We start from the raw sequence: 13,589 nt of genomic DNA, 5'->3' as shown, positions 1-13,589 counted from the left end.
GTTCTAACAACGATAACAATTACGCCGAGTTCGGCTCTTCTCTGGAGTCGTAAAATAATGAAAACAACCCGCAGTGGCCTGATGATGTCGCTGCTGCCTGCCTGTCTGCTTTTTTCTCAGACGGCGGCGGCGTGGCAGCAAGAGTATGTCGGTGCTGATGACACCGATGGACGCTATCGCTGGGATAGCGAACGGCAACCCCGTTATAACGATATTCTTGAAGAGCGCATTCGTTCGACGCAAAACTCGCCGGGGCTGGCCATTAATCTCCCTGACACGTCGCCGCTCGATACGATTAGCACCATGAGCCTTGGCTGGAATATTCCGCTCTCAAGTAAAGTCACTACCGGCCCAGTGGCGGTGTGGCACTACGATGGCTCAACGACCTCAATGTATAACGAATTCGGCGACAGTGCGACCAACGTGCAGTACAGCGATCCGCTGTGGCACGCCAGCGTCAGTTCGCTGGGCTGGCGCGTCGATAGCCGCTTTGGCGATCTGCGTCCGTGGGCGCAAATCAGCGTTAACCAGCAGTTTGGCGAAAACGTCTGGAAGAGCCAGTCGGGTCTCTATCGACTTACCGCCGCCAACCAGTATGGCAACTGGATGGATGTGACGCTGGGAGCCGATATGCTGCTCAACCCGCATCTCGCGGCCTACGCCTCAATGTCGCAATCGGAAAACGAGACCTGGGGGCAAAACTACCTCTACAGCATGGGGGTCAGCGCCCGTTTTTAGCTCGATTAAAACAATCTTTTTACACTCTGGAAACAATAGCGGCGCGTTTTATATTGATAGTATGTACTAACTCACACTTAGTATTCGCCGCAGTGATATTTCGCGCGGTCATTCATTCCCGCTTAGCGGCATTTCATTCCTCTCTCGCTGCATTTCATGCCTTTTTTACCCAGGCATGAAATGCGCTTCGTTATGGTTGTCGGCAGTGAATTCCTTTTTATTCTTCTGCGGGACAACTGCCATGAATAGTTCCTTTGCTCAACACACTCGCTGGCTGACGCTGGTCGGCACCATCATCACGCAGTTTGCGTTAGGATCGGTTTACACCTGGAGTTTGTTCAATAGTTCGCTGGCGGAAAAACTGGGCGAGCCGGTAAGCCAGGTCGCATTTTCCTTTGGCCTGCTGAGCCTTGGCCTCGCGCTCTCCTCCTCGGTAGCCGGTAAACTGCAGGAGCGTTTTGGCGTGAAGCGCGTCACCATCGCCTCCGGCCTGCTGCTCGGGCTTGGCTTCTTCCTCACCGCGCACGCGACCAATTTGATGATGCTGTGGCTCAGCGCTGGCGTGCTGGTTGGCCTGGCAGATGGCGCGGGCTACCTGTTAACCCTCTCTAACTGCGTGAAGTGGTTCCCGGAGCGCAAAGGGCTGATCTCTGCCTTCTCTATCGGTTCTTACGGCCTTGGCAGCCTCGGTTTTAAATTTATTGACAGCCATCTGCTGGCGACCGTCGGCCTGGAAAGCACCTTTATGATCTGGGGCGCGATTACGCTGGTGATGATTGTCTTCGGTGCGATGCTGATGACCGATGCACCATTGCAGAAAGTCTCCACCGTTAACGGCGTAGTGGAAAATGATTTCACGCTGGCGCAGTCAATGCGTAAACCGCAGTACTGGATGCTGGCAGTGATGTTCCTGACCGCCTGCATGAGCGGCCTGTATGTGATTGGCGTGGCGAAAGATATTGCGCAGGGGATGGTGCATCTGGATATTGCCACTGCTGCTAATGCGGTAACGGTGATTGCGATTGCCAACCTCAGCGGCCGCCTGGTGCTGGGTATCCTCTCTGACAAGATTGCCCGCATCCGCGTGATTACCATTGGTCAGGTGATTTCATTAGTCGGCATGGCCGCACTGCTCTTCGCACCGCTGAACGCCGTGAGCTTCTTTGCCGCCATCGCCTGTGTTGCTTTCAACTTCGGCGGCACTATCACCGTCTTCCCGTCGCTGGTGAGTGAGTTCTTCGGCCTCAACAACCTGGCGAAAAACTACGGCGTGATTTACCTCGGTTTCGGTATCGGCAGCATCTGTGGCTCGATTATCGCCTCACTGTTCGGCGGCTTTTATGTCACCTTCTGTGTCATCTTCGCCCTGCTGATCCTCTCGCTGGCACTCTCCACCACCATCCGCCAGCCGCAGCGCGAGGTCTACCAGCAAGCGCACGCGTAATGGCTATCTGATACGAAAAACCGCCGTCCTTTACGGCGGTTTTTTTATCTGCGCCGCACACTTTCCGCAAAGCGACTATCCTTATTAATCAGGTTCATCCAACAGAAGGAGTCACAAATGTCTTTAGAGAAAGTGGTTTACCGTGCTAAAGCGAAAGCAACCGGGGGACGCGATGGCCGTGCAACCTCCTCTGATGGTGTGCTGGATGTCAAACTGGGCGTACCGAAAGAGATGGGCGGCCCTGGCGGCGAAGTGACCAACCCGGAACAGCTTTTCGCAGCGGGCTACTCGGCCTGTTTCCTTGGCGCGCTAAAACACGTGGCGGCGACCGAGAAGAAGAAAGTGCCGCAGGATGCTTACATTGAAGGTCAGGTAGGCATTGGGCCGTTGCCGACCGGTTTTGGTATCGAAGCGCAGCTGGATATCCACCTGCCGGGCATGGATCACAAAGAAGCGGAAGAGCTGGTGCAAAAGGCGCATATTGTCTGCCCTTACTCCAATGCCACCCGCGGTAACATTGATGTAAAACTCAATGTAATCACCTCCTGATAACCCATCGCGGTTAACATTTTTTGCCATCGGCCATCTATTTTTTGTAAATATATGGCCGAATCTCATCTCCCATTGACACTTTTCTCTGCCGCTATGGTCTACTTAGCGCGCTTCAGAAGTTTCACGTATTAACTTCCTTCGCAATTGTTTAGCCTGACGCGTGAATGACTCTCGCTTTCAGGAGCTTTTTCCTCTTTTTTGAGCTGCTTGCATGAACTATATCAAAACGATTACCCAGCAGAAGTTAAGCTTCCTGCTTGCGTTGTATATCGGTCTGTTTATGAATAGCGCTGTGTTTTACCGTCGGTTCGATGGTTATGCGCACGCATTCACTCCGCTGAAAGGGCTCTCCGCTGCCGTGGAGCTGGTCGCGACCGTGCTGGTCACCTTCTTCTTACTACGTGTGCTGTCGCTGTTTGGCCGACGCGTCTGGCGTATTCTGACTTCGCTGATTGTGGTCTTCTCAGCCGCCGCCAGCTATTACATGACTTTCCTTAACGTGGTGATTGGCTACGGCATTATCGCCTCGGTGATGACCACGGATATTGACCTCTCCAAAGAGGTGGTGGGCTGGCAGTTGTTCGTCTGGATCGTGGCAGTAAGCGCGCTCCCACTGCTCTTTATCTGGCACAACCGCTGCCGCGACACCCTGCTTCGCCAGCTACGTCAGCCTGGCGCGCGCATTCGCAGCGCAGGGCTGGTGGTGTTAGCCGGGCTACTGGTGTGGGGGCCGATTCGCCTGATGGATGTGCAGCAGAAGCAGGCCGAACGCGCTTCGGGCGTTGACCTGCCAAGCTACGGCGGCGTGGTTGCTAACTCCTATCTGCCCTCCAACTGGCTCTCTGCGCTGGGGCTCTATGCCTGGGCGCGCGTTGATGAGTCTTCAGATAACAGTTCATTGATGAACCCGGCGACGAAGTTTACCTACGTCGCGCCGAAGAATATTGATGATACCTGGGTGGTGTTTATCATCGGCGAGACCACGCGCTGGGACCATATGGGCATGCTCGGCTATGAACGCAACACCACGCCGAAGCTGGCGCAGGAGAAGAACCTCGTCGCCTTCCGCGGTTACTCGTGCGATACCGCAACGAAGCTCTCGTTGCGCTGTATGTTTGTGCGCGAAGGCGGTGCGGAGACCAACCCGCAGCGTACGCTGAAAGAGCAGAATATTTTCGCGGTGCTCAAGCAGCTTGGCTTCTCCAGCGATCTCTACGCCATGCAGAGCGAAATGTGGTTCTACAGCAACACCATGGCGGACAATATCGCCTACCGCGAGCAGATTGGCGCTGAGCCGCGCAACCGTGGCAAGCACGTTGACGACATGCTGCTGGTCGACGAGATGAACCGCTCGCTGGAGGATAACGCCAACGGTAAGCATATGATTATTCTCCACACCAAAGGGTCGCACTTTAACTATACCCAGCGTTACCCGCGCAGCTTCGCGCAGTGGAAACCGGAGTGTATGGGCGTCGATCGCAAGTGCAGTAAAGAGGAGATGATTAACTCCTTTGATAACTCGGTGACCTATGTCGATCACTTTATCGACAGCGTGATTGATAAGATGCGCGACCGTAAAGCGATTGTGTTTTACGCAGCGGATCACGGCGAATCGATCAATGAGCAGGAGCACCTGCACGGCACGCCGCGCCATATGGCACCGCCGGAGCAGTTCCGCGTGCCGATGATGGTGTGGATGTCTGATAAGTACCTTGAAGATCCGCAGAAGGCGCAGATGCTGGCGCAGCTTAAGCAGCAGGCGGCCTATAAAACGCCGCGCCGCCACGTTGAGCTGTACGACACCATTATGGGTTGCCTCGGTTATACCTCGCCGGACGGTGGGATTAACGAGAACAACAACTGGTGCCGTTTACCGGCGCAGGCCGCGAAGTAACGCGCTGCTGGCTTTCTCGCCAGTCAGTTAGCTTTTTTCGATTAAAGGATTGACGGGGCATGTCGGCGGCAGTAAGATGCGCCCCGCATTCGGTGATTGGCGCAGCCTGGTAGCGCACTTCGTTCGGGACGAAGGGGTCGGAGGTTCGAATCCTCTATCACCGACCAAATTCAGAAAAACCCAACCGCAAGGTTGGGTTTTTTGCTTTCTGCGTCCGAAAGAGGATGAGAACCTCCGGGGGTGGAGGTTCGACTCGAGCGTAGCGAGAGAACGTTGCGCAGCAACGGCCCGCAGGGCGAGCCACGCAGTGGCGAGTCATCCTCTATCACCGACCAAATTTAGAAAAACCCAACCTTACGGTTGGGTTTTTTGCTTTCTGCGTCAGCACAATTGCCTGATGGCGGCTTCGCCTTATCAGGCCTACGCGATCCAGCAAAATCCTCAATTCCGTAGGCCGGATAAGCGTTTACGCGCCATCCGGCAAAAACCCACGGTTCCGCAGCCAATGCAACCGTAGGCCGGATAAGCGTTCACGCGCCATCCGGCAAAACCACGATTCCGCAGCCAATCCACCCGTGAAAAACCAAAACCCGCTGAAACTCTGCTTATCCCTGCTTCCCGCTGCCTGACGGCTATTTTTTGCGATATTCCATCGTATTTATTTATATATCTAACGATCTTTTTTCGCGTTGCTTATGGATAAAGTCAGCATTTTGCGCTGTGCGTTTTAGCGTTCGCGGGATATACCGCTCAGATAATCATCATTGTGATAGAAATTTTTCATAATCTGCATGAATGTTAATCACTGGGTAATGGCGCTTTATAAGGGGAATATTCTGCCTCTGAGCCACTAGCATAAATTTCCCTGCTGAATATGGCGGCTTGAACTTTTTTTTAACTTTGTTTGCCGATTCTCACCGTCGTTGTAAATCCCGGTTACCTGTATTGACGTTTTGACATTCTGTTGACAGATTGTAGGGCATGAGGGGCATTTCATGGAGAATCTGTACTGCAACTCAGTCAACCTTGTGAAAGGAATCCCCATCTCTCATAACGCCTGCGGGCACAACCGACCAGACCGGGTAAAAAACTAAAAAAGGCCTGTCGGACATACCCACTGCATGGGTAACAACACATATCACATTGGAGCAGAATCAATGAGTATTTCCTTGAAGAAGTCAGGGATGCTGAAGCTCGGTCTTAGCCTGGTGGCCATGACCGTCGCGGCAAGCGTGCAGGCTAAAACCCTGGTTTATTGTTCTGAAGGTTCGCCCGAAGGCTTTAACCCACAGCTTTTCACCTCTGGTACCACTTACGATGCCAGCTCTGTACCAATTTATAACCGTCTGGTTGAGTTCAAAACCGGCACCACGGAAGTGATTCCGGGTCTGGCCGAGAAGTGGGACATCAGCGAAGACGGCAAAACCTACACCTTCCACCTGCGTAAAGGCGTGAAGTGGCAGGACAACAAAGAGTTCAAACCGACGCGTGAATTCAACGCCGATGACGTGGTGTTCTCTTTCGATCGCCAGAAAAACGCCCAGAACCCGTACCATAAAATCTCTGGCGGCAGCTACGAATACTTCGAAGGCATGGGTCTGCCGGATCTGATTAGCGAAGTGAAAAAAGTCGACGACCATACCGTGCAATTCGTGCTGACGCGCCCGGAATCGCCGTTCCTCGCTGACCTGGCGATGGACTTCGCCTCCATTCTCTCCAAAGAGTATGCGGACAACATGCTGAAAGCCGGTACGCCGGACAAAGTTGACCTCAACCCAATCGGTACCGGTCCGTTCCAGCTGCTGCAATACCAGAAAGACTCGCGCATTCTCTACAAAGCGTTTGAAGGCTTCTGGGGCACCAAGCCGAAGATCGATCGCCTGGTCTTCTCCATCACGCCGGATGCTTCCGTGCGTTACGCCAAGCTGCAGAAAAACGAATGTCAGGTGATGCCGTACCCGAACCCGGCTGACATCGCGCGCATGAAACAGGACAAAAACATTAACCTGATGGAGCAGGCTGGCCTGAACGTCGGTTACATGTCCTTCAACACCGAGAAAAAACCGTTTGATGATGTGAAAGTGCGCCAGGCGCTGACCTACGCGGTAAACAAAGAAGCGATCATCAAAGCGGTCTACCAGGGCGCGGGCGTTGCGGCGAAAAACCTGATCCCGCCGACCATGTGGGGCTATAACGACGACGTTAAAGACTACACCTACGATCCTGAGAAGGCGAAGCAGCTGCTGAAAGAAGCCGGTCATGAGAAGGGCTTCACCGTTGAGCTGTGGGCAATGCCAGTACAGCGTCCGTACAACCCGAACGCGCGCCGTATGGCTGAGATGATTCAGTCTGACTGGGCGAAAGTGGGCGTACAGGCCAAAATCGTCACCTACGAGTGGGGCGAATACCTCAAGCGTGCGAAAGCGGGCGAGCACCAGGCCGTTATGATGGGCTGGACCGGCGACAACGGGGATCCGGATAACTTCTTCGCCACCCTGTTCAGCTGCGCAGCAGCGAAAGATGGCTCCAACTACTCGCGCTGGTGCTACAAGCCGTTTGAAGATCTGATTCAGCCGGCGCGCGCCACTGACGATCACAACAAGCGTATTGAGCTCTACAAACAAGCGCAGGTAGTGATGCATGACCAGGCTCCGGCGCTGATCGTCGCGCACTCCACCGTCTACGAGCCAGTGCGTAAAGAGGTGAAAGGCTATGTGGTTGATCCATTAGGCAAACACCACTTCGAAAACGTCTCTGTCGAATAATAAGTAAAATGCCTGATCTCCCCCTCTTCGCTGGGAGAGGGGGAGAGGTCTGTTCCCTCTTGTAATAAGAGTGGAAATACATTTGTGAGCAATACAGACGTGCCGTCGCCAGGCGTCGCGTCACTACTGAGAATCCGGGTTATGTTGCAGTTCATCCTCCGACGTCTGGGGTTAGTTATCCCGACGTTTATCGGTATCACCCTTCTCACCTTTGCCTTTGTTCATATGATCCCCGGCGATCCGGTGATGATCATGGCGGGTGAGCGTGGTATCTCCCCTGAGCGTCACGCTCAGTTGCTGGCCGAGCTCGGTCTCGACAAGCCGCTGTGGGAACAGTATGTCCACTACGTGTGGGGCGTATTGCACGGCGATTTAGGTCTCTCATTGAAGAGCCGTCTTCCGGTGTGGGACGAATTCGTGCCGCGCTTTAAAGCCACGCTGGAGCTGGGCGTCTGCGCGATGATCTTCGCCGTTGCCGTCGGCATTCCGGTGGGCGTACTCGCTGCGGTCAAACGCGGCTCCATCTTCGATCACACCGCCGTGAGCATCGCGCTGACCGGCTACTCCATGCCGATCTTCTGGTGGGGCATGATGCTGATTATGCTGGTCTCGGTGCAGCTAAACCTGACGCCGGTCTCCGGGCGCGTCAGCGATATGGTGTTCCTCGATGACACCAACCCGCTCACCGGCTTTATGCTGATCGACACCGCCATCTGGGGCGAAGAGGGCAACTTTATTGATGCCGTCGCGCACATGATCCTGCCGGCCGTCGTGCTCGGCACTATTCCGCTGGCGGTGATTGTGCGTATGACGCGCTCCTCGATGCTGGAAGTGCTGGGCGAAGACTATATCCGCACCGCGCGCGCCAAAGGGCTGACCCGTATGCGGGTGATTATCGTCCACGCGCTGCGCAACGCGATGCTGCCGGTGGTAACGGTTATCGGTCTGCAAGTCGGCACCATGCTGGCGGGCGCGATCCTGACCGAAACCATCTTCTCCTGGCCGGGCCTTGGCCGCTGGCTGATTGATGCACTGCAACGCCGCGACTATCCGGTGGTGCAGGGCGGGGTGCTGCTGGTCGCGACGATGATTATCCTCGTCAACCTGCTGGTCGACCTGCTGTACGGCGTGGTGAACCCGCGTATTCGGCATAAGAAGTAAGGGGCCATCATGTCACAAGTTACTGAAAATAAAGTTATCTCTGCGCCGGTGCCGATGACGCCGCTGCAGGAGTTCTGGCACTACTTCAAACGCAACAAAGGCGCGGTTGTCGGCCTGGCCTATGTCGTGGTGATGTTGATTATCGCCATCTTCGCCAACTTCATCGCGCCGCATAACCCGGCGGATCAGTTCCGCGATGCGCTGCTGGCACCGCCGGTCTGGCAGGATGGCGGCACCTGGACGCATATTCTCGGCACCGACGATGTGGGCCGCGACACGCTGTCGCGTCTGATGTTCGGCGCGCGCCTCTCGCTGCTGGTTGGCTGCCTGGTGGTGGCGCTGTCGCTGGTTGCCGGGATTATCCTCGGGCTGGTGGCGGGCTACTTTGGCGGGCTTATCGACAACATCATCATGCGCGTCGTCGATATCATGCTGGCACTGCCGAGCCTGCTGCTGGCGCTGGTGCTGGTGGCGATCTTCGGCCCGTCGATTGTTAACGCCTCGCTGGCGCTAACCTTTGTCGCCCTGCCGCACTATGTGCGTCTGACGCGCGCCGCCGTGCTGGTGGAGGTGAACCGCGATTATGTGACCGCTTCCCGCGTGGCGGGTGCAGGCGCGATGCGTCAAATGTTCGTCAATATTTTCCCGAACTGCCTTGCGCCGCTGATCGTTCAGGCATCGCTCGGCTTCTCTAACGCCATTCTCGATATGGCCGCCCTTGGCTTCCTCGGCATGGGTGCGCAGCCGCCAACACCGGAGTGGGGCACCATGCTCTCCGACGTGTTGCAGTTCGCACAAAGTGCCTGGTGGGTCGTGACCTTCCCGGGTCTGGCGATCCTGCTGACGGTGCTGGCATTTAACCTGATGGGTGACGGACTGCGTGATGCGCTCGACCCCAAACTGAAGCAGTAAGAGGTTCGAGATGGCGTTATTAAATGTAGATAAATTATCGGTGCACTTCGGCGACGTTGGTGCCGAGTTCCGCGCCGTAGACCACATTAGCTACAGCGTAAACCAGGGCGAAGTGATCGGCATTGTTGGCGAGTCCGGCTCCGGTAAATCGGTCAGCTCGCTGGCGATCATGGGGCTGATTGATTTCCCCGGCCGCGTAATGGCAGAGAAGCTGGAGTTTAACGGTCAGGATTTAAAACGGATTTCGGAAAAAGAGCGCCGCAGCCTGGTCGGCTCGGAAGTGGCGATGATTTTCCAGGATCCGATGACCAGCCTTAACCCCTGCTACACCGTCGGTTTCCAGATTATGGAAGCGATTAAAGTGCATCAGGGCGGCAATAAGAAAACCCGCCGCCAGCGGGCGATCGACCTGCTCAACCAGGTCGGCATTCCCGACCCGGCTTCGCGGCTGGACGTTTACCCGCACCAACTTTCGGGCGGTATGAGCCAGCGCGTCATGATCGCGATGGCGATTGCCTGCCAGCCGAAGCTGCTGATTGCTGATGAACCGACCACTGCGCTCGACGTTACCATTCAGGCGCAGATCATCGAACTGCTGCTGGAGTTGCAGCAGCAAAAGAACATGGCGCTGATCCTGATTACGCACGATCTGGCGCTGGTGGCGGAAGCGGCGCACAAAATCATCGTGATGTATGCAGGCCAGGTGGTAGAGGCGGGCGAATCGCGGGATATCTTCCGCGCGCCGCGTCACCCGTACACCCAGGCGCTGCTGCGCGCGCTGCCGGAGTTTGCCCAGGACAAAGCGCGTCTGGCGTCGCTGCCGGGCGTAGTACCGGGGAAATATGACCGCCCGAGCGGCTGTCTGCTCAACCCGCGCTGCCCCTATGCAACGGACAAATGCCGCGTCGATGAGCCGGATCTGAACACCGTCGACGGCGGCCGCCAGTCCAAATGTCACTACCCACTCGATGATGCCGGGAGGCCGAATTATGAGTACGCATGAGGCCACTTCGCAGCAGCCGCTGTTGCAGGCGATCGACCTGAAAAAACACTACCCGGTGAAGAAGGGCTTTTTCGCCCCGGAGCGCCTGGTCAAAGCGCTGGACGGCGTCTCGTTTTCGCTGGAGCGCGGCAAAACCCTGGCGGTGGTCGGCGAGTCCGGCTGCGGCAAATCAACGCTTGGCCGCCTGCTGACGATGATTGAAACGCCGACCGGCGGCGAGCTCTACTACCAGGGCCAGGATCTGCTCAAGCACGATCCGCAGGCGCAGAAGCTGCGTCGGCAGAAAATCCAGATCGTCTTTCAGAACCCCTATGGCTCGCTGAACCCGCGTAAAAAAGTGGGGCAGATCCTCGAAGAGCCGCTGTTGATTAACAGCTCCCTCAGCAGAGAGGCGCGCCGCGAGAAAGCGCTGGCGATGATGGCGAAAGTGGGGCTGAAAACCGAGCACTACGACCGCTACCCGCATATGTTCTCCGGCGGTCAGCGTCAGCGTATTGCTATTGCCCGTGGCCTGATGCTCGACCCGGACGTGGTAATCGCCGATGAACCGGTCTCCGCGCTCGACGTCTCCGTGCGTGCGCAGGTGCTGAACCTGATGATGGATTTGCAGCAGGATTTGGGGCTCTCCTACGTCTTTATTTCGCACGACCTGTCGGTGGTGGAGCACATTGCCGATGAGGTGATGGTGATGTATCTCGGCCGCTGCGTGGAGAAGGGCAGCAAAGAGCAGATTTTTGCCAACCCGCGTCACCCTTACACCCAGGCGCTGCTCTCCGCCACCCCGCGTCTTAACCCGGACGATCGCCGCGAGCGCATTAAGCTTACCGGCGAGCTGCCGAGCCCGCTCAACCCGCCGCCGGGCTGTGCCTTTAATGCCCGTTGTAGCCGTCGCTTCGGCCCCTGCACGCAGTTGCAGCCGCAGTTGAAGGATTACAATGGTCAGCTGGTGGCCTGTTTTGCGGTGGATAAGGATGAGAATCGCGAGATTCCGCAGGTGTAGGCTGATTTGTAGGCCGGATAAGCGTTTTACGCGCCATCCGGCATGTTTCGCGGCGCTAATGCCGGATGGGTGGAATTTTTCCGTTCACCACGGGGACGGGATCCTCATAAATCATCTGTGCGGTGAACGGGACAAAGGGAGCGGCCGCGCTCCCCTTGTCAATCCCCGCGGCCCCGCGAGGAAATCGGTGCTGCGCACTGCGCTCACCTCCCGCGTGCCTGACTGCGGCCGGCTCGACTCGACTTCCTCGTTCCATTCTGGAACGAGTCCCTGTCTCGGTTCGCCTCTGTCCGCCATCCATGGCGTCCAGACCTTGTCATTCCCGCTTCGGTTCGCCGATTTCAGCGGGGACACAACCCCCTCGCTGTCATATTGCAGATCAAAGCCACACCGGTGTTGCTGTAGGCGCGGTTTTTGTAGGCCGGATAAGGCGCAGCCGCCATCCGGCAATCGATGTCGCTGAAACATTGCCGGATGGCGCGTACCGCTTATCCGGCCTACGCGGTTTCAGAGGCTCTTCGTGCTGCATTATTCTGTTTATGCTCTTTTCTCGCGCCTAACTGCTGTTTAAATAATATGATTTGCCTTTGGTGTTCGTATAAATATCGCCCGTCTATTTATTGTCAGCGATTAACCCTGTCGCCCCTCTTCGCGCTTAAAAAAAAAGATGCAAACAGCAGCATTGTTTATATATTTAGTGCCAGTTAAAGCGCGAATTAGCATCACTAAAATTACTAGCGCAACCGCAGGCCGCAGGTCATCGCCGTTTCATTCACCTGTACCCTCATAAAAAGCACCGCCAATAAAAACACATTCATCACCCTACGCGTGGCAGAAGAGCCTCTCCTGCTGGTGGGGAGTACTCGTTTATTGCGTAAATCACGGATTCAACCATGAAGCATTATGATGATTTGCAGAGATTCAGGGAGAAGAGCGGCAAACAGCATCACGCCTTCAAAGACCTCTCTACCCAATCCCTTGCCGCCGAGCAGGGTAACTGGGCGATCCTCAACCAGCTGGCGCCCGCCGATGAAAATGCCGGGCTGGCGCTGGGCGGGCATGTTGCCTCTTCTGTTCCACAACCTGTTGATATCGAGCGCTTCGCTTCTGAAGCACAAATGACCCCCTCGCCAATCCGCGACACCGCGATCGCCAGCCAACCCGGGCGCTCTCCCGCGCAGCGTTCTGCCGCACCGCCGCAGCGTGAGGCCAGCATTCAATACGACCAACTGTTTGCCGCGAAGCCCGCGCAGACCAAACCGCGCAGCCAGAAAAACCAGCCTCTACAACCGTTGCTAGAAAGGATTGCCGCATGCCGCTGATTTGTGTCTGCTCGCCAAAAGGCGGGACAGGAAAAACGACCCTCGCGGCGAACCTCGCCTATGCGCTGGCCCGCAACGGTAGCAAAGTGCTGGCGCTCGATTTCGATGTGCAAAACAGCCTGCGCCTGCACTTCGGCGTGCCGCTCTCCGACACGCGCGGCTATGTCGCCCGCGCTGCGGATGCCTCCGACTGGAGCCAGTTTGTCCTCACCGCTGGCGGCAATATTTTTGTTCTGCCCTATGGCGACGCCACCGACGCGCAGCGCCGCGACTTTGAGGAGCGCCTCACCCATGACGAACACTTCCTCACCCGCGGGCTGAACACGCTGCTTAACTACCCGGGGCTGATTATTGTCGCCGACTTCCCGACAGGCCCTTCGGCGGCGTTAACCGCCCTGTCGCGCCAGGCTGATTTACACCTGATTCCGTTGCTGGCAGACAGCGCCTCGCTCTCACTGCTGCCGCAGATTGAAAACCACCGCCTCACCGGAGACGTGCTGAACCAGAAAGCGGGCCACTTTGTGGTGCTCAACCAGAGCGATAACCGCCGCCAGATCAGCCGTGATGTCACCGCCTTTATGGAGCAGCGCCTCGGCAACCAGTTACTCGGCGTGCTGCACCGCGATGAAAGCGTGGTGGAAGCCAACGCTTCACAGCAGTCGGTGTTCGACTTCAGCCCGGCTTCGGCTGCGGCATTTGATATTGAGCTTATCGCCAAACGCGCCGCTGGCATGCTGGGCGTTAACATCGGCGACGGCACGCTGCACAGCTCGCCGCGCATGTCGGGGCTCTAAGCGT

General features: G+C 56.4%; 11 protein-coding genes, 1 tRNA gene and 1 other RNA gene. All 13 read left to right on the top strand.

What is annotated here, in order from left to right; all coding sequences use genetic code 11:
* The first annotated feature begins 57 nt into the window (after positions 1-57).
* Positions 58-738 carry an autotransporter domain-containing protein gene (locus ABIC80_RS15285; protein WP_094418958.1) on the top strand — a complete coding sequence of 227 codons (681 nt, stop codon included), beginning with the start codon at positions 58-60 and terminating at the stop codon, positions 736-738.
* 241 nt (positions 739-979) lie between these two features.
* A complete protein-coding gene (locus ABIC80_RS15280; RefSeq protein WP_076769346.1) occupies positions 980-2,182 on the top strand; it encodes an L-lactate MFS transporter in 1,203 nt (400 codons plus the stop codon).
* A 117-nt stretch (positions 2,183-2,299) separates the two neighbouring features.
* Positions 2,300-2,731 carry an organic hydroperoxide resistance protein gene (locus ABIC80_RS15275; RefSeq protein ID WP_094418960.1) on the top strand — a complete coding sequence of 144 codons (432 nt, stop codon included), beginning with the start codon at positions 2,300-2,302 and terminating at the stop codon, positions 2,729-2,731.
* 214 nt (positions 2,732-2,945) lie between these two features.
* Complete coding sequence (gene eptB, locus ABIC80_RS15270) at positions 2,946-4,628, top strand: kdo(2)-lipid A phosphoethanolamine 7''-transferase (protein ID WP_429177730.1); 1,683 nt, start codon at positions 2,946-2,948, stop codon at positions 4,626-4,628.
* Positions 4,629-4,718: 90 nt separating this feature from the next.
* Positions 4,719-4,795, top strand: a tRNA-Pro gene (locus ABIC80_RS15265).
* A gap of 36 nt (positions 4,796-4,831) precedes the next feature.
* A non-coding RNA gene (locus tag ABIC80_RS15260) (RtT sRNA) lies at positions 4,832-4,963 on the top strand.
* Positions 4,964-5,785: 822 nt separating this feature from the next.
* On the top strand, positions 5,786-7,393 hold the full coding sequence (gene dppA / locus ABIC80_RS15255; RefSeq protein ID WP_042713259.1) for a dipeptide ABC transporter periplasmic-binding protein DppA: 1,608 nt from the start codon (positions 5,786-5,788) through the stop codon (positions 7,391-7,393).
* Between the two features lie 141 nt (positions 7,394-7,534).
* Positions 7,535-8,554, top strand: a complete 1,020-nt coding sequence (gene dppB / locus ABIC80_RS15250) for a dipeptide ABC transporter permease DppB (RefSeq protein ID WP_042713258.1) — start codon at positions 7,535-7,537, stop codon at positions 8,552-8,554.
* 9 nt (positions 8,555-8,563) lie between these two features.
* Entirely contained in the window at positions 8,564-9,466 is a 903-nt protein-coding gene (gene dppC / locus ABIC80_RS15245) for a dipeptide ABC transporter permease DppC (RefSeq protein ID WP_042713257.1), read from the top strand.
* Positions 9,467-9,476: 10 nt separating this feature from the next.
* Complete coding sequence (gene dppD, locus ABIC80_RS15240; RefSeq protein ID WP_429177728.1) at positions 9,477-10,469, top strand: dipeptide ABC transporter ATP-binding protein; 993 nt, start codon at positions 9,477-9,479, stop codon at positions 10,467-10,469.
* Positions 10,456-11,469 carry a dipeptide ABC transporter ATP-binding subunit DppF gene (dppF, locus tag ABIC80_RS15235; protein WP_042713255.1) on the top strand — a complete coding sequence of 338 codons (1,014 nt, stop codon included), beginning with the start codon at positions 10,456-10,458 and terminating at the stop codon, positions 11,467-11,469. The genes dppD and dppF overlap by 14 nt, the downstream gene beginning before the upstream one ends.
* An 893-nt stretch (positions 11,470-12,362) precedes the next feature.
* Positions 12,363-12,791: a cellulose biosynthesis protein BcsO gene (gene bcsO, locus ABIC80_RS15230; protein ID WP_429177726.1), complete on the top strand. Its 429-nt coding sequence runs from the start codon at positions 12,363-12,365 to the stop codon at positions 12,789-12,791.
* Entirely contained in the window at positions 12,782-13,585 is an 804-nt protein-coding gene (gene bcsQ / locus ABIC80_RS15225; protein WP_094422541.1) for a cellulose biosynthesis protein BcsQ, read from the top strand. The genes bcsO and bcsQ overlap by 10 nt, the downstream gene beginning before the upstream one ends.
* The last annotated feature ends 4 nt before the right edge of the window (positions 13,586-13,589 follow it).

The organism is Kosakonia sp. 1610, from assembly GCF_050435845.1.
GTDB lineage: Bacteria > Pseudomonadota > Gammaproteobacteria > Enterobacterales > Enterobacteriaceae > Kosakonia > Kosakonia cowanii.
The sequence above is the reverse complement of the archived record's forward strand: the minus strand, read 5'-3'. Positions and strand labels throughout refer to the sequence as shown.